Origin of the sequence: Caballeronia hypogeia (assembly GCF_001544875.2) — a bacterium.
In the GTDB taxonomy this organism is placed as follows: Bacteria; Pseudomonadota; Gammaproteobacteria; order Burkholderiales; family Burkholderiaceae; genus Caballeronia; species Caballeronia hypogeia.
The window spans coordinates 109,566-133,755 of sequence record NZ_FCOA02000015.1; the positions used below are offsets into that span (position 1 = coordinate 109,566).

Consider the following 24,190-nt stretch of genomic DNA (forward strand, 5'->3'; position numbering starts at 1 on the left):
TATAACCAGCCGTTGCTCGACGATTTCGCGCTCGCGTTTCACACCACCGAGCTCGAAGCGGGTACGCCATCGGTCGCCACGCAGGCGGGTTATGCACTCGGCCTTCTGCTCTTCGTTCCGCTGGGCGACAAGCTCGAGCGACGTTCGATGCTGCGCGAGCTGCTAAGCGTTTCGAGCCTGGCGCGGCGAAGCGGTCGGGATCGTGATGTTCGGGTTGTTGACCGGCATCCTGGTGTCGCGCGCAATCTTCTGATCGATCGCCCAACACTTCGGATGGCGGACCGAATACTGGCTCTCCTCGGCGGCGATGCTGGTCGCGGCCGCCGTGCTGTCGCGCATGCTGCCCCGCGCGACGCCGGCCTGGTCGGGCACGTATCGCCGCCTGATGAGTTCGCTATGGACGCTGATTCGCAAAGAGGCCCTGGTGCGCCGGACCTCGGCGATCGCGGCGCTTCAGTTCGCTGCGTTCAGCGCTTTCTGGGTCACACTCACATTTCATTTGCGCAGCATGGATGCGCATTACGGCAGTGAGGCCGCCGGTCTGTTCGGGCGTGTAGGCGTGGTCGGCGCGCTTGCCTCGACGAGAGCGGGAAAACTCATCGATAAATGGAATCCACGTTTTGTCGTTTTGACGAGTTCCGCAATTTTCCTCATAGACTTCGCGATCTTTGCACTGGCGGGTTCCGCCATGGCCGGGCTTGTCATAGGTGTGATTCTTCTCGATTTCGGGCTGCAAAGCGGACACGTCGCTAACATGGCTCGCAGCATGAGCCTTAACGTCGATGCGATGAGCCGTATCAATACGCTCTACATGACGATTCGCTTCGCGGGCGGTGCGCTCGGGTCGTTGCTGGGCATTTGGGCGTGGAGCGTATGGCAATGGCCGGGCGTGTGTGGCGTTGGCCTCGGGCTTGCGTGCGGGTCTTTGGTGCTTCAGGTCGGACCAGGCGCTGCCCGCGCAAGCGTGCCGGGAAGACGGACGGCCACATAGCGTTCGCAGGGATATTGATCGGCAGACGGTTTCACGCCTTGTCCGCGGTATGGATGCGGACGCATTCGCACGACGGACGCAGTGCAAACGCCCGTCGAGAAAAAGTTGATTTACCGCTGACGGGTTTCATGCGTAAACTGCAACGTCACGACGGTGACAAGACCTAGCACGATAAGAAATGCAGCCACAGGCCAGTAAGCGTGATAGCGCGAGAGCAACGCCGTCGCGATCAGCGGCGACAGGCCGCCCGCGAAGATCGACGCTACCTCATGTCCGAGCGCCACGCCCGAATAGCGCACTTCGGTGCTGAACAGTTCGCCGACGAGCGCGGGCAGCGTCCCGATCATCGCGCCGTGGCAGACCGTGGTGCCGAGCACCAGTGCCAGCCAGATGAGCGGCGTGGAATGCGTATCGAGCAGCCAGAAGAACGGGAACGCCATGACCGCGAGCGACACCGCGCCGATCATGTACACGGGCTTGCGGCCGATACGGTCGGAGAGCTTTCCCCACAACAGCATCGCGATCATTTCGACGCTCATCGCGAGCATGACGCCGGTGAGCATCGTCGAATTGGGGATGCCGGCGAATTTGCCATAGACGAGCGAGAAGGCCAGGAAGATGTACGCGCCGCCGTTTTCCGCCACCCGCAGGCCCATCGCCATGAGAATCTCTTTCGGGTGACGCTTGATGACTTCCACGACCGGCATGTGCGATGTCTTGCCCGCCTTGTCGGCGTTTTCGAAGTCGCGGCTTTCGGGCAGGTTGTGGCGAATGTACACGCCGAGCGCGAAGATCAGGATGCTCGCGAGAAACGGCAGCCGCCAGCCCCACGAGATGAACTGCTCGTGCGGCAGGGCTTGTGCGCCGAGGAACGCCGCCGACGACAACACGAATCCGCCGCCCACGCCGAGCTGGCTCCACGCCGCGTAATAGCCGCGCTTTTCGGGCGGCGCGCTTTCGCTGATCATCAGCACGCCGCCGCCCCATTCGCCGCCCGACGCGATGCCTTGCAGCAGGCGCAGTCCGACGAGGGCCGCCGGAGCCCACAGGCCGACATGATCGTAAGTGGGCAACAGTCCGATGCCAAAGGTTGCGAAGCCCATGATGAGCAAGGTCCACACGAGCGATGCGCGGCGTCCGTATCGATCGCCTATATGCCCGAACACGATGCCGCCGAGCGGCCGCGCTACGAAACCCATCGCAAAGGCGGCGAATGCGCCGAGCGTCCCGATCAGCGGATCGGCATTGGCAGGAAAGAACAACTGACCAAAGACGAGCGCGGCGGCGGTGCCGTAGACGAAGAAGTCGTACCACTCCATCGCATTGCCCGCGACCGACGCAACGACGATACGTTTGAGCGCACGATCCGGCATCGTCGCGTTGCGTTCGGCCGTGGGAGAAGATTGAAGGGTGGACATATTCTCTTGCCTGGGTGACCGTAGGAGCGCGCGCCTTCTGAAAGGCTTCGCATGTCGCTCAGTGTCGATTCGGGCGATAGCTGCGTCAAATCGGCAGAAAAGAGCCAGGGGTATCAGTGCGGCAAATATGCGCGCGGGCCTCGATGAATGAGGCGTGGGCGTGGTTTCGCTCCTGCCGCTGATGGCCGCGCGCCGGTCCGAGTTCTCGCGCCTTTGCAGAAAGGAGCGGCCGGCCGTGACCGGCCGCGTGACTGGTCGCGACTTTCGTCGAGTCCGTGACTTACAGAACAGCGGTGACGACCTTCTCCCGGAGATACGAGAGAAGGGACGTCTGTGACAGATCATGTCCCGAGCCGCTATTTTTGAAGCCGCCCCACGGCAGCCGGGCATCGAGCGGGCTCCATCCGTTTATCGCGACCGCGCCAACCTTCAGTTGCGAGGCCATGCGATGAGCAGCGGACAAGTCGCGCGTCCAGACTGTCGCCGAGAGGGCGAACTCGACGTCGTTGGCCATGGCTACGGCTTCCTCGGCGGAATCGAAGGGAATGATCATTCCGACCGGACCGAAGATCTCCTCCTGGGCGATTCGCATGTCGTTGCGCACGTCCACGAAAATCGCAGGGCGCACGAAATGGCCTTTTCCGGGAACCGGCTCTTCACCGGCAATCAACCGGGCCCCTTCTTCCTTTCCGATGCCGATATAGCGGAGTACGCGATCCTTGTGTGCCTGATTGATCAGCGCGCCCATCGTCGTGGACGGGGACAGCGGGTCTCCGAGAGACACGGCTTTTGCGGCGGCAGCCAGACGCTCGGCAAACTGACCGGCTACAGCACGATGCACCAATACACGGGACCCTGACGCACACGTTTGTCCCTGGTTCACGAACAAGCCCATCGCCACGCCTGCCACGGCTGCTTCGATGTCGGCGTCCGCCAGGACGATCTGCGGTGCTTTCCCGCCCAGTTCGAGGGTCAGTTTCTTGAAGCTGCCGGCGACATCCGCCGCGATTGTCTTGCCGACTCCGGTGCTCCCGGTGAAACTGATCTTGTCCACGCCGTCGTGGTTGACCAGGGCGCGTCCGACCGACGGCCCGCGTCCATTCACGATATTCACGACGCCAGGAGGAAAGCCCGCTTCGATCAGCAAGGGCGCGAGCGCCGATATGGTCAGCGGCGCTTCTTCGGATGGCTTGATGACGACCGTGCAACCGGCCGCCAGCGCCGGTGCGAGCTTCCAGATGCAGATCATCAGTGGCGCGTTCCACGGGATGATGAGCGCCGCGACGCCAACCGGCTCCATCGTCGTGTAGTTCAGCGTTGGCTTGCCCATGTAACCGGCGGTCGGAATGCAGCGTCCTTCCAGCTTGTCTGCCCAGCCCGCGAAATAGCGCAGCGTGTCCACGGCGAGGGGAAGGTCCATCATCGTCGATTCAGCGAGAGGACGCCCTTGCTCTCGCGCCTGGGTAACCGCCAATGCCTCCGCATTCGCCTGTAGCAGGTCTGCAAGATGCATCAGCAAGCCGGCGCGCTCGGCACCGGGCATGGACGACCACGGACCCGTGTCGAACGCGGCGCGCGCGGCCGCGACGGCATCCTCGACGTCGTGTGCAGTGGAATCGCAAACGCGAGAGATGGTCTCGCCTGTGGCAGGCTCGGCCTTTTCGAAATAGGCTTCCTCACGCGGGTGACGCAGTTTTCCGTCGATGAAGTTCAGTGTCTGATAGGCAGTCATGCCGGGTGGCCTCGAGGTGTGAAAGAGATTTGGCTGTTCGATGTGCGACCGTCGCAACGCGACGGCCGCGTGACGCACGACGTCCCCATCGATCGGCGAAAGGGCGCCTTACTTCGCGCTCATCGGTCCGAGCGCATACATATCGGCAACGATGAGCCACTCGTTTCCAACCTTCTTCCACACGAAGAGGCTCTTGGTGGAGAAAGGCTTTTCCTGCGAATCCTTGGGCTCGACGTCCCAGGTCACCCATGTGAGCGCCGAACGATCACTCAGGACCTGCGTGTCGTAGATCGAGATCTTCGTGGACCTGGCGCCCGCCATCAGCTCCTTCACTTTCGCGGAGACCGCTGCACGGCCTTTTGCGGCGTCGGGGCTATCCTGGCCGGTGACGATCGCGTCCTTGCTATAAACAGAGGCCACCGCGTCGGCATCCTGTGCCTTCCACGATGTTTCGATCTTGTCCAGACGCGGCCGAAAATCGGCTTGCGACGAGCCGGCGAATGCGCTCGCGGTCGAAAGCGCGAGCGCGGAAAACAAGGCCGCACGGCTGAAATGGCGAGAAGCGTTCTTCAACATTGCATCTTCCTCATGTTGGTGCCGCGCGAACTCCAGTACGGCGCGGCGGTGGTCACAGAATGCGATCAGCGCGCGGTTTTCAGATAGGTGATCAGGGCTCTGCGATCCTCATCGTTCCTGATGCCCGCAAATGGCATTGCGGTGCCGGGTTGAGCGGCTTGAGGATTCTTGAGGAAAGCATCGAGCGACGCTTCGTCCCATGCGCCTTTTGAATCCTTGAGCGCTGCGCTGTATTGGAAGCCGGACAGCTTCCCGATCTTTCGTCCGACCACTCCGGCCAGATTCGGGCCGACGATATTGCCCTTCGACTTTTCGACCGCGTGACACATCGCGCACGACGATTCGAACTGGTGATGTCCGAGCGAGACGGACTGATCATCGGGCGTGGCGGCGGACGCAACCGCCGATGCGGCGACGAGCACGGAAGAGAACCATCTAGCAGCTTTAACGAGTGTCATGCCTTGCTTCTCACATTGAGTGTCTGAAATACCTGCGTCGCCGTCCGTGCGCCGCTTTCGATTGCACCGTCGATGAAGCCGCGCCAGAGCATGGCGCTGTCAGAGCTTGCGAAGAAGACATTTCCTTCACGCTCGCGCAGACCGGTCAAGTTATGGGTCAACTGACCTGGACGGTAGAACGCCCAGGTTCCCTGGGAATAGGGATCGGCGGTCCACGGGTAGGAGATCACGGAGACCACATCGGCGCCCGGAATGAGTCCGCGTATCGCAGTCTGCACGGCGGACTGATCGTTGACGTCGAGCGCGCCCGCGGCGTCGAAGCAGACGATCAGCGTTCCGTCGTCGCGTTCCTGCTCGGTAAAGGCGAGCGTGATCGGATAAGGGTAGGGCGCCGTACCCATCCAGACACCCACCTTCTGCCTGATGTGGACATAGCACTTGTTGCCTGTGCCGGCGACGCCCACCGCCGATGCGGAGCGTTTCGCCGCGTTCAGACCGGGCTCGAACCTGATGTTCTTGAGCGTGTTGACCGGGACCGCGCAGATGACCGCGCCGCACGAGTACGTTGCGCGATCGGTGACGACAGAGACCTTGCCGCCCTTTTGGGCGATGGCTTTGACCGGTGAACCCAGGTTGAGGTCGAAGTCGGCGTCATCGCGTATCGCGCCCGCAAGACCGCTGGTGCCTTCGGCGATCTTGTAGTGTCCGCATCGGTCGAAGAGCAGCCCGATGTCGAAGTCGCCGCGCGCCCACCAGTGAAGTTGTTCGGCCAGCGACCCCGTGCCGGGATCACGATGCGCGTTGATCGTGTATTGCGGAGCCAGCAGATCCGCGAGGTCACGATTCAGGTTGATCTGCGCAAGCCGGTCGTTGAGGGTCATCTGATCGTACTTGCGGACCTGCTCCGCGTTGAACAGCGGCTCCGGCGCGCGCGGATAGACCGTGCGGCCGAGTTGTCCGTCGACGTCGCAGAACTTGGTCATGGCTTCGGTGAGCATGGCGAAGGCCTTCTGCCCATCCGCTGTGCGGATTTTGTCGTCCGTTCGCCACGCAAACGATTCAGGCGATGCCCCCGGCGTTTCCGCGAGCTTCATGCCATAGCGGTTGATCTCACCCCAGACATAGGGTTGCGCCCAATGCACCCAGGTACCACCGAGTTCGACCTGATGGTCGTGATATTGGCTCACGAAGGTCCGCCCACCGATTCGCGTGCGCGCTTCGAGCAACAAAACCTTCATGCCCTTCTGCGCGCAATCTCTCGCCGCCACCAGTCCGGCGAAGCCCCCGCCGACCACGATTACGTCGTACGACGTTCTGCCCTTCGGGCTTGAGCGGCGGGACGAATCGTCCGCGCGCGCGATGAGAGGCGCGATCGCTCCGGCGGCGAGGGTAGTGCCCGCGCCGGCCAGAAACCGTCTGCGCGCGCCCGCCGGGTTGTCACCAATGCTCATGACTATCTCCAGTTGTCGTAAATAGGTCAAATGACCTTATATAGTGACAATTTCGACCTTGCAAGTGATCTGAGCGAAATCCGACAATTGTTCTTCGGTTGAGAGTGCCTAGAAATACCTCGAAAAACGCAGCACAAGCCCGTCTCTTCAATGCGCCAAGCATCGCGTGGGCCAGGCGTAGGTGTTTTCACCAGCCGTCGATAGTTTGACTAAAAGGTCAATCGACCTATAACCTCCGGATCGTCGTTGCCCCCGTTCGGTCTATTGGTTTTGAACTTTCCTCACCATCAATGTCATGGAGTGCCAGATGAAACCTTGCCGTCTCTGTCCGTTCCTTGCGGCATTTCTCGCGGCGGCTGGCAGTGGTCCCGCGTCGGCGCAGTCGTCGGTTTCGCTATACGGGCTCCTCGACACTGGCGTGACCTACACCAACAATGTCGCCAGCGGCGATAGATCGGGCGCTGCCGTTCAGCTACAGTCCGGCGTCGCTGTTCCGGAACGATGGGGAATGCTGGGCCGCGAAGACCTCGGCAACGACGCGTTCGTCACGTTTCGTCTGGAGAGCGGTTTTCAGACTTCGGACGGCAGGAATCTTGTCGCCGGAACGGCCTTTGGGCAGCAGGCATACGTGGGCGTTGGCGGTCCTTGGGGGACGGTGACGCTCGGCCGGCAGTACGACCTCGTCGGTGACGTCATGCCTGCCTATGCGATCGGCGCTAATACGCCTGCGGGCCTGTTCGGATGGAGTCTCCCCGCGAACGCCGCAGGGGGATACGTGCTGGACAACCGCGTCTGGGGACTTCAGGTCGATAACGCGGTCAAGTACGTCACGCCTGTCGTCGGTGGTTTCTCCGGGGGCGCGATGTACGGATTAGGAAACGTGCCCGGATCGGTCGCGAAGCGTTCGTCATCGAGCTTCGTGATGACCTACGACAACAGCGCGTTCAGTGCGTCGTTGGGATACTTCGGGCAGAAGGACATTGCCGCGGGCGGGAATATTCACGACATCGTGGGGGGCATGGCGTACGCGCTCGGCGCGCTGCGCGTTTTCGGGCTGGCGTCGACCGTCTGGCAGACTACGGACGGCAGCCCACGCGCGAACACATATGAGTTGGGCGCGACCTATCAGTTCGATTCCGCGCTACAGGTCGGAGGAGGTTTTCAGTATCAGAAGCGCAATGGCGGCGTGGGGTCGGCCAATCAGGTGACGTGTGCGGTGGACTATTTTCTTTCGAAGCGCACCGATGTCTACGCGGTCGCCACGCTCGCACACGATCACGGTTTCGGCGCCCAGGCGGAAGCGGGGCTGGGCGCAAATTCAAGCACGTCTGCTCAATCGGCCGTGCGGATCGGCATCAAGCACGCCTTCTGAAGATCTAAGCCATCGCGAGGCCGAGAACGGCTTGCACCAGTTCGTCCTCGATGCCGCGGATATCCGAGGGAAAGCGATTGCGCTGGGGAATGAGCAGCATGAGCCCCTCGATCTGGCATCCGATCAATGCGGCCCGGCGGACCGCCTGGCTCGCATCCAGCGCGGGATTGACGCGCCTGACGAATTGTGCGAGCAGCTTGCGTTCGGCGACGTACATGTCGTCCATGAGGCTTCTGGCGAAATCATGCGTTTGAGCGAGCGCCCAGAAAGCGCCGAAGAGACTCTGCACGCGCGGCTTCTTGATGTCGTTCACGAGAAAGCGCACGACGGATTCGAGCTGGTCGCGCGGCGCCTTGGAGTCGTCGAGGAAGCGCGAGGCGTCTGTCACGTATCGGGCCATCGTTTCCTTGATGACCGCCTCCAGCACGTCTTCCCGCGTTTTGAAATAGTGCTGCACGTTCGAAAGCGACATGCCGGCGCTCGTCGCGAGCTTTCGCATGGTCAATGCGCCGTATCCTTCGGACGTGACGATTTCGGTCGCGCATTCCAGGACGCGCGCAAAGGTTTCCCGTCCGCGCCCGGTCAGCGTCCGCTCATGATCCGTGGGCGGGTCGCGTCTGTCGTCGGCACGCTTCTTTGAACCCGCAGGCAGGTCTGTCTTCATCATCCATCGTCAAGTGCGTCGAGACGATGGATTTTGCTGCATTCGTAAGGAACATGCAAGATAGGTCAAACGACCAACGACGCCGTGGGCAGAGTCGTTTTACGCTTTCCAGACCCGCGGAACGCGGTGAAAGTTGCGGTCGAAGTAAATCAGGCTGTCGCCGTCGTTACGCACCTTGACGTCGGTCGTTTCCACGAACATCACGGCGTGCGAGCCCACATCCTTCGCTTCGACGATTCTTCCCTGCAAGCTCGCCAGCGCGCCGCGCAACACGGGCACGCCGTTCCGGCCCTCATCCCATACCGGAAGCTGGAAGCGTTCTTCCATCGAGAGTCCGGTGAGGCCGGCGAAGTGGCGCGCGATACTTTCCAGACTCGCCGGCAGCACGTTGATGCAAACATGACGATTGCCGTCGAACACGGCGTGCATCGCGCTGGATCGATTCAGGCAGACGAGCAAGGTCGGCGGCGCATCCGTGACGGAACACACGGCGCTCGCCGTGATTCCGCATTGGCCGTGCGGGCCCGCCGTCGTGATGACGTTGACCGCGGCGCCGAGATGAGCCATCGCCTGCCGGAACTGCTGGCGCACGGGGTCGATTTCGGTTTGAATCTGACTGGGGTTGGCGGACATGATGTCGGAGTCTCCTTCTTAGCGCATGAACAGGCCGCCGTTGATATCCCAGCACGCGCCATTGGCGAAGTACGCGTCGGGCGCGGCCAGCATGATCGCGACATCCGCGATGTAGGCAGCGGACCCCAGCCTGCCCACCGGAATCCCGGCGATGACCTTCTCCAGCTTGTCCGCAGGAACGCTCTCATGCACGATCGGCAGATCGAGCGGGCCCGGCGAAATCGCGTTGACCGTGACGCCCTGAGCGGCCAGATCTCGCGCGAATACCTTGGTGAGCGTGATGGCGCCGCCTTTCGCGGCCGCATAGTGCGCGCCCGTGGCGGAGCCGCCGTTCTGTCCCGCAAGCGACGCGATATTCACGATGCGCCCGACGCCCCTGGCCGCAAAGTGCTGACCGAATACCTGACAGCCGAACAAGACGCTGCGCAGATTCACGTCGATGACCTGATCGAACTGCTCGGCGGTGATCTCCATGACCGGAATGACCTTCGACGCGCCCGCGTTGTTCACGAGCACATCGATTGCGCCCCAGCGCTCGAGCACGGTATCGCGTGCGCTTTCGAAATCGGCTTTCGACGTGACATCTAACTTCAGCGCGAATGCGCTCGAACCGTCGCTGCTCAGATCGCGGGCCGCGGCCTGCGCGGCCTCGACGGCGATATCGGCCAATGCGACCTTGTAGCCGGCCTCGTGAAAGCGCCGCGCGACGACCGCGCCCAAACCTCTCGCGGCTCCGGTAACCAGTACGATTCTCTTTGACATACTCTCGATTCCCTTATACGTTCGATGCGTGGCTGACGAGCATCGCTTCGATGTGCGCGGCCACGGCGCATACCTTCTCATCCTCTCCCTTGCGCCCGACGATCTGCAACCCGGCCTTGAGCATCGAACCCTCGATGGCGACGGGCAGCGTCAGCGCGGGATGTCCGCTCAGGTTGAAAGGCCGGATCAGCGACGACATGCCGATCACCGATGTCCCGGCGCGCGCCGCATCGATCGTGATCGGCAGGGCGGGCATGGTCGGCAGCACGAGCACATCGGCTTCTTCGAGCGTGCGGTCCACTTCGTCCGTGAATGCGCGCCGCACGCGCTCGGCGGCCTCCAGGCCGGCATCCGTCGTATTCGCCGCGGCACGCAATCTGCCTTCGATATCGCCCCCGAGCTTGCCGCTGTCCACGAGATGGCCGAACGCGCGCCATGTCTCCGCGTTGATGACCGCGAGGCCTGCCGCGAATGCATCCTTCATGGATTCCAGTCTGAACTTGCGCGATGCGAGTCCGGCGGTGCCGACCGCCGCGGCCACCGCGCGCGCGATCGCCTCATCTGCGTCCACGTCGAGCAACGCCACGCGTGCCGAAGATGCATCGCGGCGCGCGCGGCCGACCTGAAACGAAGGATCGATCGCCAGCATGACGTCGATGATCGTGTTCATGTCGCGCGCGAAGGGACCGACGCAATCAAGTGAGGTCTCACGAGGCGCGACGCCTTTGCGCGACACGCGTCCGAACGTCGGCTTGAGGCCGAACACGCCGCAGCATGCAGCGGGACCGCGAATGGAACCGCCGGTATCGGTGCCGAGCGCGGCATCGACGAGCTTCTGGCCGACCGCCGACGCCGAGCCGCTCGACGAGCCGCCCGGAATGCGCGTCTCGTCCTGCGGATTGCGCGGCGTGCCGCAAAAGTCGTTGATGCCGGTCATGCCGAACGCGAGTTCGTGCATGTTGGTCTTGCCGGTGATGCGCCAGCCCGCGTCGAGCAGCCGCTGCACGACTTCGGCGTGCTCGCGGGCGGGCGGCGAGTCGGCGAGCGCGCGGCTGGCGGCGGTCGTCGCATATCCGGCGATGTCGATGCTGTCCTTGATCGCGATCGTGGGCGCGTTCGCATTGTCACGAGCGCCGAGATCGAGCGTTTGCAGAATGGCGCTCATGTAGACATTCCTTTGACTGGATTCACGTGCCACGGCGCGTCGAACAGGCGCTCGGTGCGGAAGTGCCGGATCAGCCACGTCGATTCATCGTGCGGAGAGGGCATGAAGTCGACTTCGAGACGGGCCGCGATGAGCTCCGCTTTCGCATCGACATAGCCGGAGGCCTGCAGCATGATCCAGCGGCCTTTCGCCGTATCGCCTTCGACTTCGACGTGCTCGGCGGTGAGAAAGTGCACGTTGGTCGCGAAATGCGGCGTGGGCGGCAGATAGCGAGCGAGCATGGCGACGATCTCGCGCGGCCCTTGCAGCCGGCCGAACTTGTTCGCGTACTGCGGGCCGATGCCTTCCCACACGGCGTCGTCGCTGAAGAGCGCGGCGAGCGATTCGCCTTCGAGCGCGCGCGCGGGCACGTCGCACAGCGCCATGTAGCGCGCAATGGTCTTGCGCACCGCGTTCTGCGCTTCGAGCGCGCGCAGACGCGCCTGCAGGCTCGCGATGATCGAGTCGTTCATTGCGGTCATCGGATCACGCGTTATTGCCGGCGATGGGCGGAACGGTCAGCGCGCGGCCCACGCGCGCTTCGATCTTGCCGTAGCGCCACAGGTTGTATTCGCCGACGGGGGTCGTGCGATACAGATTGCACACGGCGACCGCGGTGTCGAAATCGGCGACATCGGCCATGATGTAGAACGTCCACGGCGCGCCATCCGCGTTGCCGACGACGAGCCGGTCGTCATCCATCACGCCGAGCACGCGCACGTTTTCCATCGCTTCGACGGCGTTGAGCATCTTGCTGTAGGCCTGCCACACTTCGCCGATCTGTTCGCGCGGCAGGTCGAAGAAGTTTTGCGAGACGCCGCAGCAGAACAGCACGCGCAGCGGCAGGTTACGGGTATCGGTCATGAGGTGTTTGCCTTTGTCTTGAGTGAGTCTTCGAGATTCTTGGAGAGCGGGATCACAGATAGCCGGGAATCGGCTGAACGCCGACGAACACGGCGCCCGCTCCGTCGTAGTTGCCTTCGCCGAGGAACGCGTGCTGCGTCACGACCATGGCGTCGCGCACGAGGCGCTGCAGCGGATGGTTGCGATAGATTGCCATCGTGCCGCCGAGGCGATACGCACGGTTCACGACCTCGGCGCCTTCCCGCGCGATCTGCGTTGCCGAGAGGCGCAAGAGGCTCACCTGATCGGGCGTGACCTCGTTGCCGGCGAGGATGGACTGCCAGACGCTGTCGGTCGTATCGAAGAAGAACGCGCGCGCGGAACGCAACTGCGCTTCCGCCTTGGCGAGCTCGATGCGGTAGTAGGCGCGATCGGCGAGTTGCGGCGCGCCTGTCGTGGTCTTGCGTCCGCCGGCCATGTTGTTTGCGACATCGAGCGCGGCGCGCGCGAGACCCAGATTCACGACCGCGAGCACTTGCGCGGCGTAAGCGATGGTCGGATAGCGATATAGCGGCTCGTCGATGGTGGGCGTACCGCCGCGCACGAAGGTCCAGTCGTCCGCCACGAACTGGTCCGTCACGCGCAGATCGTGACTGCCGGTGCCTTGCATGCCGACCACGTTCCAGTTCTCGACGATCTCCACCTGCGCCGGCCTGAACACGGCCGTGCGCGGCTTGCCCGGCGCTTCGCCCGGCTTGCCCGTGCCGATGCCCACGCCGAGCCAGTCCGCGCCCTTGCAGCCGCTCGCGAACTTCCACGTGCCGTTCACCCGGTAGCCGCCAGCTTCCGGCGCGGCGTTCTGCACGGGAAAGAGCCCGCCCGCGAAGACCTGATCGGGACCGCTTGCATAGATGGCGGCTTGCGTATCGACCGGCAGCGCGGCGAGATACAGGTTTGCGCTGCCGAAGCTCGCGACCCACGCGGCGGAGCCGTCCGCGGTCGCAATGCGCTCGATCATTTCGAGGAATTCGCCGGGTGCGCGCGCATCGCCGCCGAAGCGCTTCGGCGTGGCCGCGCGGTAGATGCCGGCGCGTTTCAGCTTCTCGATGACATCGCGCGGCACATGCGAGAGGCGCTCGAATTCCTCGCGTCGCTGGGCGATCTCCGCGATGACGTCATCGAGCGTGAGCGCCTCGGGTTCGACGGCGTAGTCCATTGTCTTGATTGCAGCGGCGAGCGACATGGGGTGTCTCCGTTTATTGTCTTGATGAGAAGTAAGGTGCGCGGTATGCAGGTCGCATCCGATGACACCAGTCTAGGAAAGCAAAAAAGCAGGAACAATTGGGAAGAGACGATGCTGCCGGGTGCAAATCACCCACCCGCCTAAAGAAATCCTTAGCGACGGCGCGCTATCGCCCGAGCGCGCGGGCGGTTTTGCCGCCGAGCCCGAAGTCGGTGTTGGGAATGTCCTTGATCATCACGCGAGTCGACTGCAAGGGGACGTCGAGTATCCCGGCGCTGGTCCTGCACAGATGGGCGATCAATGCTTCTTTTTGCGCTTCCGTGCGTCCCGCGATCAGGATCGCGACGATCACGGGCAGCGCGGCCGGCGTGAGCTTGCCGCCCAGTCCGATATTCGCCGCAGGCAGCTCGGACAGCAGAATGCGCACGGACTCCGCGGGCGCGCCGATTGCATCGACGGTTGCTTGCGTGAGGCCTTGAATCAGCGAGGCCTTGCGTTCGTCCGCGTGGCCCTGAGGAAGATAGACTTCGAGTGTTGGCATGGGTGTGTCAGGAGAGACGGGCGCATCGGCGCACATGCGCGCCGATGCGCCCGATCATCAGAGCAGGAAGCCGATGGCGCTCAGCGCTTCGGTCGAATCGATCAGGCGGATGACTTTCTCGACGAGCTTCGGCTCGCCGCTCGCCATGCTGATCTTGTGCGTGAGGTCGGCGGCGAAGATGGTCGAGACGCCACGCTTGTACGCGATGATGATCTGCGAGGACTTCACTTCGACGAGGTCCGCGCCATCGCTCGACAGCGTGAAGCGCGACACGGTGCGCACCGTGCGGGCCGCGTCGGATGCGGACGCCGAATAGCCCGAGGTCATGCGCTGCACGCGCAGTTGGCGCATGTGCTGATCGTCGTAAGCATAGTTCAGCGTGGCGGCGAAGTCGGTCGCGTTCGGATCGATCGGCACCACATAGAAGCCCTTCGGGTCCCACAGCTCGAGCCACGCGTGATAGTCGCGGCGATCCAGCAGTTCGGCCTCGCGCCAGATGAATTCGATCGCGCGCGCGAAAGTCTGTTGAGAGAAGAGTGCGTTGCGATCATCCATCATGCTTGCTCCATCATTGCGCGCCATTGCTTGTAGGCTTCGCGCATGCCGGTTTCATCCGTCGCGTGCGCGGTCTTTTCTCCGTTCGGTGCCGTCGTTTCGCGATTCAGGCCGCGATTCACGAGAATCGGAACGTCCGGACCGGCATGCGAGCCGCGTTGCACGCGCTCCCATGCTTCGGCGTCGTCGGGGCTGCCGAAGCCGAACGGGCCCTGGAAATGCTCGTGAATGCGCAGGCGCACGCGGTTCGCTTCCTCGGGACCGCCGTCCATCGCCAGCGCGACGTGGCGAATTTCGGTTTCCTCAGCGGAAATGGGCCGCAGCACGCGGAAGAACGCCATCGAAAGCGCGAGGTTCGGAAAGAGATTCAGGTTGAAGCCCACGCCCATCAGCGAGCGCACGATGCGGCGCACTTCCTCAGGCGTGTGTTTTTCGGCGAGTTGCGCGGCCAGTTCGTCGAAGCGTTCCGGCAGCGGCGAGCCGTCGTCCTGGTCGAGATCGACGATTTCCGGCACGAGCACCGCGAGACTATGGCCGTTGCCGAGCGAGCGGCAGAAAGCCTTGTCGCTGGTCATGAAGCTCGTGATGACCGCGGCGGTCTCATCATCGATCGACTTCATCCACGACTTGTGCACGACGGGAAAGTGATAAAGATCGGTCGTGTTCTCGAGCTGAATCTTCCAGTTGCCCTTGAACTTGAACTTGTGCTCGCCATTGGCCTTGATCGGATAGCCCGCGCCCTGTTTCATGAACAGATCGATCCACGGCTTCGCGCCGCCGAGAAAATCTTCGAGCGGCTCGATGCCTTCGTTGAAGCTCGCGAAGATCAAACCCTGATAAATCCCGACGCGCAGCTTCTTGAGCGGCAGATCGCCTTTCTCGCACACGCCTTCGTAGCCGTCGCCATAAGGCAGCGCGCGCAGCGTGCCGTCAAGCGCATAGGACCAGCTGTGATACGGGCACGTGAAGCCCTTCGCATTGCCCTTGTGCTCTTCGCATACGGTCGCGCCACGGTGACGGCAGCGGTTCTGCAGCACATGCACGGCGCCCGTCTTGTCGCGCACCACGATCACCGGCTGGCGGCCGATGGTCGTCGTGACGAAATCGCCGGGCTTCGGCAGTTCGCTTTCATGCGCGACCCAGATCCACGTCTTGTAGAAGATGCGGTCGAGTTCGGCTTCGAAGAGCTCGGGATCGTAGTACAGGGAAGGCGCGACGCGATCGCCCTGTGCCCGCTTCGCGAGGGCGCTCGTGTCGATGGTTTGATAGGTCGGCGTGCTCATCGTGTTCGTGGGAAAGTTGAGTGATTAACACGAGGATGGCGGCACGACATCAGCGCATCCTCTCGTTGACATCAGTCTCGCTTTCAGAAGATCATGCGTCAAATCGATTAAAAAAAGGTGGCCGGATAAGTCTGGCCGATATTACCCACGACGCCATGACTTCCATCGACCACATCGATCTCAATCTTCTGCGTGTGTTTCAGGCCATCGTGGAAGAGGGCAGCCTCACGCGCGCGGGCGAACGGCTCGCGCTTTCGCAACCCGCCGTGAGCTATTCGCTCGGGCGCTTGCGCACTCTGTTCGACGACACCTTGTTCATCCGCACGAAGGCGGGCATGCAGCCGACGCCCGTCGCGCTCGAGCTTGCGGAGATAGTGGGACGCGCGCTCGACACGGTGCGCCAGGCGTTACGCTATGCGGAACGATTCGACCCGGCCACGAGCACGCGCACGTTCCGTCTCTCGCTCTCCGATGCGGGCGAAATGGCGTACTTGCCGGCGCTTTGCGCGGCACTGCAAGGGGCGGCGCCGCGCGTGAAGCTGCGCATCGAGCCGCATCCGGTGGAGGAGATCGAAGAAGCATTGCGTTCGAGCCGACTGGACTTCGCCGTCGGCAACTTGCCCACGCTCCTGCCGCGCACGCGTCATAGCCTGCTGTTCGAGGAATCGTATGTGTGCATGACGCGCAAGCGCAAGGATCTGCCGGCAGGGAAGGTGTTGAAGCTGGAGCAATTTCTCGCCGCCTCGCATGTTCAGGTGCGCTCGCTGGAGCACAGCCATCATGCGCTGGACGACGCGTTGCGGGCGCAAGGCGTGGGACGCAACATCGCGCTCGCGCTGCCGCATTTCGTCGCCGTGCCGGATGTGCTGGCCGCGACCGATCTTCTCGCGACGCTGCCGGAACGGCTCGCGCATATCCTGAATCGAGGCGATGCGTTTCGCATCTACGCGTTGCCCGTGCAGCTACCCAAGGCCGCTGTGACGATGCACTGGCACGAGCATTTTCACGAAGACGAAGGCATCGCCTGGATGCGCGAGCTGATGACCGAAATTCTGGCGAACTTCGAAAAGCGATGAGCTTCGCGGGATCAAAGGTCGAGCACGAGCACGGGCGAGCGCGAACGTGAGATGCAGCAGCAGATGACGCTGTTGCTCGCACGTTCCGCCTTGCTGAGGCAATGGTCCCTGTGTTCCGGTTCGCCGCTCACGACATCGACCATGCAGGTTCCGCACACCCCTTCGCCGCACGAGGTGTCGACTTCGATGCCGATCGCGGCCAGTGCATCGACGATCGATGTTTTCGCATCGACGTGTACGGTCTGGCCCGTGCTGGCGAGCTGCACGTCGAAGCTGTCGAGCGACGGAGCCTCCGCGCTGGCGGGCTCGGCCTTGAAACGTTCGAGATGGATAGCCTCCGCAGGCAAGAGCGCTTGCGCGGTCTCGACGACTTTATCCATGAACGGCGAGGGACCGCAGGTATAGACGTGCGCCTTGTCGCCCGCGTCGCTCACGCATGCCGCGAGTTCCGGGCCGAGGTTCGCGGGTTCCACATTGAAATGCAGCTTCACGTGCCGCGCGAACGGCTCGCGCGTGAGCAGGTTCATGAACGCGGCGTGCGCCTCGCTGCGCGCGAAATAGTGCAGCGTAAAGGGCGCTTGTCGCGCGGCGAGCCGGTACGCCATCGACAGCAGAGGCGTGATGCCGATGCCCGCGCCGATCAGGATGTGCTCGCTCGCGTTCTCTTCGAGTCGAAACAGGTTGCGCGGCGCGCCGACCGACAATTCCGTGCCCACGCTCACCTCTTCGTGAAGCGAGCGTGACCCGCCGCGCGACTGGTCTTCCTTTTTGACCGCGAAGATTTGCGATTCGAGGCACTCGGGGTCTCCGCACAGCGAGTACTGGCGCGTCACGCCCGACGGGCTCGTGACGTCGATATGCGCGCCCGGCTCGTAGCGTTCGAAAGGGCGTCCATCGAGACGCGAGATGCTGAACGACCGGACGCCATGCGCTTCCTCGCACAAGGCGTCGACCCGAACTCTGATTGCTTGAGCTTGCATGATTGCCTTCCGACGTGTTTCCTGGGGACGATGCGTCGAGATTAACGCGGCGGTCTCGATAAGAGAAATAGATTAAAAACGTCCCAGTGCATCAGTCGGATTGATTTTTGGCTCGTTGGCGTACAGCGCGTCGCTCACGGCGCTGGCTGATGAAACATCGCGTGGATGGTCTCGCGCAGCCACGCGATGCCGGGGTCCGCCGCGAATTGTGTGTGCGAATGCACCTGAATTTCGATGGGCGGCAGCGGGAACGGAAGCGGCAGGATGCGAAACGCCTTGCCCCGGTTGAAGCGTCTCGCGATGCTCTTCGGAAAGATGACCGCGAGATCGGTGTTCATCACGATCTCGGGTGCGACGACGAAATGCGGAAGCCTCAGCACGACTTCCCGCTTCAGGTTCAGCTCGTCGAGCCATTGCTCGACCATGCGATGCCCGGTTGCATTGGTGCTGGCGTAGACGTAGCGCAGCGCGCTCAGGTCTTCGCGGCTCGGCCTGGTCTTGCGCAAGGGATGACCGGCGCGTACGACGCATACATGCTCGTCCAGAAAGAGCGTCTGGCTCACGCACGCCGGATCGAGGCCGGGAACATAGCCGAGCGCCAGATCGATCTCGCCCGCGCGCATCGCCGAGCTCACCGAATCGAGCGGAATGTTCGCCACTTCGATGCGAATGCCGCGCGCCTCGCGATCGAGCAGGGCGATCAGGGGCGGCAGGAAATAGAACTCCGACATGTCGGACATCGACACGCGAAATACGCGTTGCGCGCTGGCGGGGTCGAAATTCGCCACCTGCTGCATCGCTTCGTTGATGAGCGAAAACGCCTGTGCGAGCGGCGGATAAAGACGGAATGCGGCATCCGTCGGCACCATGCCGCCGGGCGTGCGCACGAAGAGCGGATCTTCGAAGTGCGTGCGCAGCCGGCGCAACGCATGGCTTACCGCGGGCTGCGTGAGTCCAAGGCGATCCCCGGCTGCGGTCAGACTGCGCAAGTCCCAGATGGCGAGGAACACCCGCAGGAGATTCAGATCGGCGAGGCCGAGGTTCGACTTGTTCATGCGCAGCTCTCGCAAACAGGTCGCGTGGCGCGCGACGGCCGGTTAGTCTGCCGCGAGATTACCGTATGTGCTGCGCATCGCAAAATGAGGACTTGCGCCGCGATAAGGCGGCAGCGCGTGAAAGTCGCGACGCATCGCGTCCCGCACGGGCGAGGCGAGGGCACGGGCCAGCGCGCCGGCATCGTCGAACGCGACCTTGTTGCGCTGCATCGCCGTGGCGTGTGCATACCGCAGCCCGCTCGTGCAATCCATGCGCGTATAGATTTCGAGTTCGCGCAGCGCGGGAAGTTGCAGCATGAGCGGCGGATGATGCAGCAGATAGTGCGCGAGCCATGCGTTCAGGTCTTCGGCCGGTCCTTCGTATTCGACCAGATAAGTGCATCGCTCATCGTGTTCTTTCGCGGGCGTGAAGGCGGCGGGCCGCAGCGTGCGCACGGCCATGACCTGTTGAGTGATGCCTTCCGCGCGCATGTCGTGCGCTGCATCGAGTGCCCGCCCGATCGGGCCCTCCGCCCGAAGCGCGGCTTCGACCGGGGCGAGTTCGTCGAAGTACCACTGAAGCACCCATGAAGGCGCGTCCGAGGGCGCCGCGATGCGCGGATCGACCGCGCGATCCATCGATTCATGCACGATCAACTGGCGCAGGCCGTGAATGTCCGCCGCGTGACGCCGCAACGCATGGACGTTCGCAAGAGGGCGCGCGCCGGCGAGAAAGAGACACGCTTGCATGCTCATGCCGCCTTTCTGGATGCGCCCGCACGCGGAAGATGATGGAACTGCCTGCCGAAATAGACCAGGCCGTCGCCTTCCTCGCGGCTCGCTATCCGGTCGATCTGAACGAAGATCACCGAGTGCGATCCGACCGGTTTGCTGTCGACGATCTTCCCCTGCAGACTCGAGATGGCGTCATCGAGGACCGGAACGCCCGAATGCCCGGGCGTCCACGCGCATTGATCGAAACGCGCCTGCATCGAACAGCCGGTCATGCCCGCGAAAAGCTGGGCCAGCGCCTCGCCGTGCGCCCCCAGCACATTGATGCACACGTTGGCGTTTTCGTGCAGCACGTCATGCACATAACTCGATTGATTGATGCACACGAGCATGGTCGGCGGCGAATCGGTCACGGAACAGACCGCGCTGGCGGTGATGCCGTTGCGTCCGCGCGGGCCATCGGTGGTGATCACGTTCACTGCCGCGCCCAGCGAGGCCATCGCGTTGCGAAAGCGGGCGCGCGCGTCGTTCTGCGCGTTGTCGTGCGTCATGGCGATTGCTCCTCGCGAATCAGGGATAAGGCGTCACGGGCGGAATGCCGACGAACAGTGCGCCGGCCGCGTCATACGTGCCTTCTCCGAGGAACGCGTGCTGTGTGACCACGATCGAATCGCGCACGAGACGCTGCATGCGGCTTTCGCGATAGATCGCGCCGATGCCCGCCATCTTGTAGGCCTCCATGACGACTTCGGCGCAAGTGTGCGCGGCGTGCGTGGCGGAAAGACGGAGCAGGTTCGCTTCGGCGGGCAGAATCGGATCGCCCGCCAGGATGGTGCGCCACGACGTTTCCGCCGCTTCGAAGAAGAATGCTCTCGCGCTGCGCAGTTTCGCCTCGGCTTGCGCGAGTCCCGAGCGGTAGTAGGCGCGATCGGCGAGCCGTGGCGCGCCCGTCGTTGTTTGCGTGACGCCGGACATGCCGCTCAGCAATTCGAGCGCCGCGCGCGCGAGTCCAATGTTCACGGCTGCATGCACCTGCGCCTGATAAGCGACGGCAGGGTATCGATAAAGCGGCTCGTCGATCATCGGCGCGCCGCCGCGCACGAAGGTCCATTGCTCGTCGACGTACTTGTCCTTGAGGCGCAGATCGTGGCTGCCCGTTGCTTGCATGCCGACCACGTTCCAGTTGTCGACGATCTCCACTTCGCAAGCGGGAAACACGGCGGTGAATGGCTTGCCCGCGGTCGTGCCGCCTGCATCGCCCGGCGCGCCGCCGATGCCCACGCCGATCCAGTCCGCGCCTTTGCAGCCGCTGGCGAAGCGCCACTGGCCCGACACCAGAAAGCCGCCCGGCGCGCGCGCTGCCTTTTGAAGCGGATAGAGGCCTCCCGCGAAAACCTGATCGGGACCGCTCGCGTAGATGCGCGCCTGCGTCTCGACGGGCAGTGAAGCGAGGTACGTGTTCGCCGAACCAAAGGCCGCCACCCACGCGGTCGATCCATCGGCGATGGCGATGCGTTCCAGCACTTCCAGAAATCGCGGCGGCGGCAGGGCATCGCCGCCGAAACGCTTCGGCGTGCTCGCGCGGAAGATGCCCGCGCGCTTCATCTTGCCGATCATGTCGCGCGGGACGTGTGACAGCCCGTCGAACTCGTCGCGACGTCGCTCGACCTCGACGATGAGCTCGTCGAGCGAAAGCGGACCGGCATAACGCGGATAGTCGTTCTGCGTGTCGATGATATGCGCCCTGGCGGTGCAGGCGCTGCGGCTTTCGGTTTGAACGGCGTGCATGCGTGTTACCTCGTGATCGATGATGTTGCGCGATGTCATTCGCGTTCCTTACGCGCTGCGACGCGCATCGCCCTGGGATAGGTTTCGCGGGCGATCAGCGTCGCGATGACGGTGATGAGGCCCAGTGCCCCGAGATAAAACGCGACGGGCACGGGGCTGCGATAGTGCGCGAGCAGCGCGGTGGCGATCATGGGAGAAAGACCGCCGCCGAGGACCGATGAAATCTCGCGGCCGATTCCCAGTCCCGAGAAGCGCAGATGGACGGGCAGCATTTCGCTGATGAACGCCGGCTGCGCGCCTTCGAGAATGCCGAGCGTGAGGCTGTTGGCGAGCACGAGGCCCAGGATGATCTTCCAGTATTCGCCGGAGCCGAGCAGCGTGAAGTAGGGCCATGCGACGAGCACCATGGCGATGGCGCCGGCCAGATAGACGGGCTTGCGTCCCACCTTGTCCGTGACGTGGCCGAAGAACAGGGAGACTGGAATCATCAGCAGCATGGAGATCGTGAGACCGCCGAGTATCCAGCTCGATTTGATGCCGAGGAACTGCCCGTACGCTATCGTGAAGGCGAAGAAGATATACGACGCACCGCCCTCTCCGAAGCGCAAGCCGAAGATCGTCAATACTTCGCGCGGACATTGGCGCAGCACTTCGATCACGGGCATGCGGCTTTCATGGCGCGTCGCCTTGACCTCGGCGAATGCCGCGCTTTCCCCGACCGAGCGCCGCATCCACAGCCCGAGCGCGACGAGCGCCGCGCTTGCGAGAAACGGAATGCGCCAGCCCCAGCTTTGAAACTCCGTGGACGAAAGTTGCTGCACGAGCAGGAACGCACCGGTCGACAACACGAAGCCGAGCGCCGCGCCGCAGGGACTCCATGCCGCGAGCGCGCCGCGTTTAGAGGGAGGCGCGTTCTCGTGGATGAGCAGAATGCTGCCGCTCCATTCGCCGCCCGCGGCCAGGCCCTGAAGGATGCGCAGCAGCACGAGCATGACGGGCGCCGCTATGCCGATTTGCTGATACGTGGGCAGCAGGCCCATCAGGACCGTTGCCGTGCCCATGGTGAGGAGCGTCAGCATCATCACGACCTTGCGGCCGTAGCGATCGCCGATATGTCCGCACAGAACCCCGCCGATGGGCCGTGCAATGAACCCCACGGTGAACCCGCCGAACGCGGCGATGGTTCCGGTCAGTGGATCGCTGCCGACCGGAAAAAACAGCTTGCCGAAGACGAGCGCGGCGGCGGTGCCATAGAGAAAGAAGTCATACCACTCGAGGATCTGGCCGAGCACGGCGGTCGTGACCGCGCGGCGCACGTTGCTGGCGGGACGGACGGATCGTTGCGATGCGCGCGGCACGCTGAGATCGGAATTCACGGCGTCAGGATTCATGGTGATGAGGAACGCTGAGTTGTGGTTGCCGCTTCATGGCGAGCTTCATTGAGCGGGGCCGGTCACACGAGAGACGACTTCGGCGCGACATGGGCCAAACGATATGAGCCGATAAAGCGCCGGTCAAATTCGGGCCAAAAATGCGCGATATGAATTGCGTGCATGAACGGGTTGCGGGTGCCCTTGCTTTGCTCGATGCGATAACTGAGTCGATGCGATCAGAGTTATCAGCCGGATGGATATCGACCAATACATTTGATCTATTTGACGAATGTTTCGACGTTCATTACCGTGTGATCGCTCACAGGATTCAGATCTATCTCCCCATGACCACAACGACAATCGAACGCATCGAAACTTCTCTCGTCGATTTGCCCACGATTCGCCCTCACAAGCTTTCCGTCGCCACGATGTACGGGCAGACCATGATGCTCGTGAAGGTCTATTGCAGCGACGGCGTCGTGGGCGTGGGCGAGGGCACCACGATTGCCGGAATGGCTTATGGCCCGGAAAGCCCCGAGTCGATGAAGCTCGCGATCGACGCGTATCTCGCACCCGCTGCTATAGGCCGCGACGCCACGCGCATTCAGGAATTGATGGCGCATATCGGCAAGCTGGTGAAGGTCAATCACTTTGCCAAGAGCGCGCTGGAAACCGCGTTGCTCGACGCGCACGGCAAGCGTCTGGGCGTGCCGGTCAGCGAGTTGCTCGGCGGCCGCCGCCGCGATCGCCTGCCAGTTGCGTGGACACTCGCGTCGGGCGACACCGCAAGAGATATCGACGAAGCCGAGTCGATGCTGGCTGCGCGCCGACATCGGATATTCAAGCTCAAGATCGGCGCGAAAGATCTCAGAACGGATATCGGGCATGTCGCGAAGATCAAGAAGACAATGGGCGACCGCGCTTCCGTGCGCGTCGACGTCAACATGGCCTGGAGCGAAACTCAGGCGTCGTGGGCCATTCCCGCGCTGGCCGATGCCGGTTGTGAGCTCGTCGAGCAACCGGTGGCGTCCGCGGCGGCAATGGCGTGCCTGATGCGGCGCTTTCCGGTCGCGCTCATGGCCGACGAAATTCTGCAAGGCCCCGAGAGCGCTTTCGAGATCGCGAAGCACGGCGGTGCGGATGTATTCGCGATCAAGATCGAACAGAGCGGCGGCCTGTTCGCCGCGCAGCGCGTCGCCGCCATCGCCGATGCCGCCGGTATCGAACTCTATGGCGGCACGATGCTGGAAGGCGCGGTCAGCACGCTTGCATCGGCGCACCTGTTCGCCAGTTTCGCCAATCTGCAATGGGGCACCGAATTGTTCGGGCCATTGTTGATCACCGAGGAGATCCTGACGAAGCCGCTGGACTACAGCGACTTCGAACTCACCGTGCCGAATGGCCCCGGCCTTGGAATCGAACTCGACGACGAGAAGATCCGGCGCTTCACCCGCGATGGGCTGAAGAAGGTCATCAAGTAA

At 63.0% G+C, this 24,190-nt stretch carries 26 protein-coding genes; 4 read left to right on the forward strand and 22 right to left on the reverse strand.

Annotation, left to right across the window (positions count from 1 at the left end; genetic code table 11):
- Window positions 1–162 precede the first annotated feature (162 nt).
- On the reverse strand, window positions 163–339 hold the full coding sequence (locus tag AWB79_RS40525; protein ID WP_232470965.1) for a hypothetical protein: 177 nt from the start codon (window positions 337–339) through the stop codon (window positions 163–165).
- Here AWB79_RS40525 and AWB79_RS21740 point away from each other — a divergent pair.
- A complete protein-coding gene (locus AWB79_RS21740; protein ID WP_232470961.1) occupies window positions 308–991 on the forward strand; it encodes an MFS transporter in 684 nt (227 codons plus the stop codon). The two genes, AWB79_RS40525 and AWB79_RS21740, sit on opposite strands and share 32 nt — an antisense overlap.
- A 110-nt stretch (window positions 992–1,101) precedes the next feature.
- Here AWB79_RS21740 and AWB79_RS21745 read toward each other — a convergent pair whose 3' ends face one another.
- The 5 genes from AWB79_RS21745 to AWB79_RS21765 all read right to left on the reverse strand — a co-directional run bounded on the left by AWB79_RS21745 (window position 1,102) and on the right by AWB79_RS21765 (window position 6,626).
- Window positions 1,102–2,409 (reverse strand): MFS transporter, encoded by a 1,308-nt coding sequence (locus AWB79_RS21745; protein WP_061169500.1) that lies wholly within the window; start codon window positions 2,407–2,409, stop codon window positions 1,102–1,104.
- A gap of 280 nt (window positions 2,410–2,689) precedes the next feature.
- Window positions 2,690–4,141, reverse strand: a complete 1,452-nt coding sequence (locus AWB79_RS21750) for an aldehyde dehydrogenase family protein (protein ID WP_061169501.1) — start codon at window positions 4,139–4,141, stop codon at window positions 2,690–2,692.
- A gap of 108 nt (window positions 4,142–4,249) precedes the next feature.
- On the reverse strand, window positions 4,250–4,717 hold the full coding sequence (locus AWB79_RS21755; RefSeq protein ID WP_061169502.1) for a YybH family protein: 468 nt from the start codon (window positions 4,715–4,717) through the stop codon (window positions 4,250–4,252).
- A 65-nt stretch (window positions 4,718–4,782) separates the two neighbouring features.
- Window positions 4,783–5,175 (reverse strand): c-type cytochrome, encoded by a 393-nt coding sequence (locus AWB79_RS21760; RefSeq protein ID WP_063963521.1) that lies wholly within the window; start codon window positions 5,173–5,175, stop codon window positions 4,783–4,785.
- Window positions 5,172–6,626, reverse strand: a complete 1,455-nt coding sequence (locus AWB79_RS21765; protein WP_061169504.1) for a flavin monoamine oxidase family protein — start codon at window positions 6,624–6,626, stop codon at window positions 5,172–5,174. The genes AWB79_RS21760 and AWB79_RS21765 overlap by 4 nt, the downstream gene beginning before the upstream one ends.
- A gap of 307 nt (window positions 6,627–6,933) precedes the next feature.
- On the opposite strand from AWB79_RS21765, the gene AWB79_RS21770 reads away from it, so the two are divergent.
- Window positions 6,934–7,998, forward strand: a complete 1,065-nt coding sequence (locus AWB79_RS21770) for a porin (protein ID WP_061169505.1) — start codon at window positions 6,934–6,936, stop codon at window positions 7,996–7,998.
- 4 nt (window positions 7,999–8,002) lie between these two features.
- Here the strand turns inward: AWB79_RS21770 and AWB79_RS21775 are convergent, their stop codons facing one another.
- The 10 genes from AWB79_RS21775 to AWB79_RS21820 all read right to left on the reverse strand — a co-directional run bounded on the left by AWB79_RS21775 (window position 8,003) and on the right by AWB79_RS21820 (window position 15,726).
- Window positions 8,003–8,665, reverse strand: a complete 663-nt coding sequence (locus tag AWB79_RS21775) for a TetR/AcrR family transcriptional regulator (protein WP_061169506.1) — start codon at window positions 8,663–8,665, stop codon at window positions 8,003–8,005.
- A gap of 96 nt (window positions 8,666–8,761) precedes the next feature.
- The gene (gene hpaC, locus AWB79_RS21780; RefSeq protein WP_061169507.1) at window positions 8,762–9,295 is read right to left on the reverse strand and encodes a 4-hydroxyphenylacetate 3-monooxygenase, reductase component; all 534 of its coding nucleotides are present in this window, start codon (window positions 9,293–9,295) and stop codon (window positions 8,762–8,764) included.
- A gap of 18 nt (window positions 9,296–9,313) precedes the next feature.
- Complete coding sequence (locus AWB79_RS21785) at window positions 9,314–10,057, reverse strand: SDR family NAD(P)-dependent oxidoreductase (protein WP_061169508.1); 744 nt, start codon at window positions 10,055–10,057, stop codon at window positions 9,314–9,316.
- Between the two features lie 13 nt (window positions 10,058–10,070).
- Window positions 10,071–11,222, reverse strand: a complete 1,152-nt coding sequence (locus tag AWB79_RS21790; protein WP_061169509.1) for an amidase — start codon at window positions 11,220–11,222, stop codon at window positions 10,071–10,073.
- Window positions 11,219–11,734, reverse strand: coding sequence for a nuclear transport factor 2 family protein (locus AWB79_RS21795; protein ID WP_061169560.1), 516 nt, complete (start codon window positions 11,732–11,734; stop codon window positions 11,219–11,221). Before AWB79_RS21795 ends, AWB79_RS21790 begins: the two co-directional genes overlap by 4 nt.
- 13 nt (window positions 11,735–11,747) lie before the next feature.
- Window positions 11,748–12,125, reverse strand: coding sequence for a hypothetical protein (locus tag AWB79_RS21800; RefSeq protein ID WP_061169510.1), 378 nt, complete (start codon window positions 12,123–12,125; stop codon window positions 11,748–11,750).
- A gap of 52 nt (window positions 12,126–12,177) precedes the next feature.
- On the reverse strand, window positions 12,178–13,347 hold the full coding sequence (locus AWB79_RS21805) for an acyl-CoA dehydrogenase family protein (RefSeq protein ID WP_061169511.1): 1,170 nt from the start codon (window positions 13,345–13,347) through the stop codon (window positions 12,178–12,180).
- Window positions 13,348–13,513: 166 nt separating this feature from the next.
- A complete protein-coding gene (locus tag AWB79_RS21810; protein WP_061169512.1) occupies window positions 13,514–13,888 on the reverse strand; it encodes a tautomerase family protein in 375 nt (124 codons plus the stop codon).
- 57 nt (window positions 13,889–13,945) lie between these two features.
- Entirely contained in the window at window positions 13,946–14,446 is a 501-nt protein-coding gene (locus AWB79_RS21815) for an aromatic-ring-hydroxylating dioxygenase subunit beta (protein ID WP_061169513.1), read from the reverse strand.
- Window positions 14,443–15,726 carry an aromatic ring-hydroxylating oxygenase subunit alpha gene (locus AWB79_RS21820; protein WP_061169514.1) on the reverse strand — a complete coding sequence of 428 codons (1,284 nt, stop codon included), beginning with the start codon at window positions 15,724–15,726 and terminating at the stop codon, window positions 14,443–14,445. Before AWB79_RS21820 ends, AWB79_RS21815 begins: the two co-directional genes overlap by 4 nt.
- A 155-nt stretch (window positions 15,727–15,881) precedes the next feature.
- Here AWB79_RS21820 and AWB79_RS21825 point away from each other — a divergent pair, with 155 nt between their 5' ends.
- Window positions 15,882–16,802: a LysR family transcriptional regulator gene (locus AWB79_RS21825; protein WP_061169515.1), complete on the forward strand. Its 921-nt coding sequence runs from the start codon at window positions 15,882–15,884 to the stop codon at window positions 16,800–16,802.
- 11 nt (window positions 16,803–16,813) lie between these two features.
- Here AWB79_RS21825 and AWB79_RS21830 read toward each other — a convergent pair whose 3' ends face one another.
- The 6 genes from AWB79_RS21830 to AWB79_RS21855 form a co-directional block, all read right to left on the reverse strand.
- Entirely contained in the window at window positions 16,814–17,782 is a 969-nt protein-coding gene (locus tag AWB79_RS21830) for a PDR/VanB family oxidoreductase (protein ID WP_061169516.1), read from the reverse strand.
- A 134-nt stretch (window positions 17,783–17,916) separates the two neighbouring features.
- Window positions 17,917–18,837 carry a LysR family transcriptional regulator gene (locus tag AWB79_RS21835; RefSeq protein ID WP_061169517.1) on the reverse strand — a complete coding sequence of 307 codons (921 nt, stop codon included), beginning with the start codon at window positions 18,835–18,837 and terminating at the stop codon, window positions 17,917–17,919.
- Between the two features lie 42 nt (window positions 18,838–18,879).
- Window positions 18,880–19,566 carry an ethyl tert-butyl ether degradation protein EthD gene (locus AWB79_RS21840; RefSeq protein ID WP_198399074.1) on the reverse strand — a complete coding sequence of 229 codons (687 nt, stop codon included), beginning with the start codon at window positions 19,564–19,566 and terminating at the stop codon, window positions 18,880–18,882.
- Window positions 19,567–19,568: 2 nt separating this feature from the next.
- Window positions 19,569–20,099: a flavin reductase gene (locus AWB79_RS21845; protein ID WP_061169518.1), complete on the reverse strand. Its 531-nt coding sequence runs from the start codon at window positions 20,097–20,099 to the stop codon at window positions 19,569–19,571.
- A 19-nt stretch (window positions 20,100–20,118) separates the two neighbouring features.
- Window positions 20,119–21,336: an acyl-CoA dehydrogenase family protein gene (locus AWB79_RS21850; RefSeq protein WP_061169562.1), complete on the reverse strand. Its 1,218-nt coding sequence runs from the start codon at window positions 21,334–21,336 to the stop codon at window positions 20,119–20,121.
- A 35-nt stretch (window positions 21,337–21,371) separates the two neighbouring features.
- Complete coding sequence (locus AWB79_RS21855; RefSeq protein WP_061169519.1) at window positions 21,372–22,727, reverse strand: MFS transporter; 1,356 nt, start codon at window positions 22,725–22,727, stop codon at window positions 21,372–21,374.
- A 326-nt stretch (window positions 22,728–23,053) separates the two neighbouring features.
- On the opposite strand from AWB79_RS21855, the gene AWB79_RS21860 reads away from it, so the two are divergent.
- Window positions 23,054–24,190 carry a muconate/chloromuconate family cycloisomerase gene (locus AWB79_RS21860; protein ID WP_061169563.1) on the forward strand — a complete coding sequence of 379 codons (1,137 nt, stop codon included), beginning with the start codon at window positions 23,054–23,056 and terminating at the stop codon, window positions 24,188–24,190.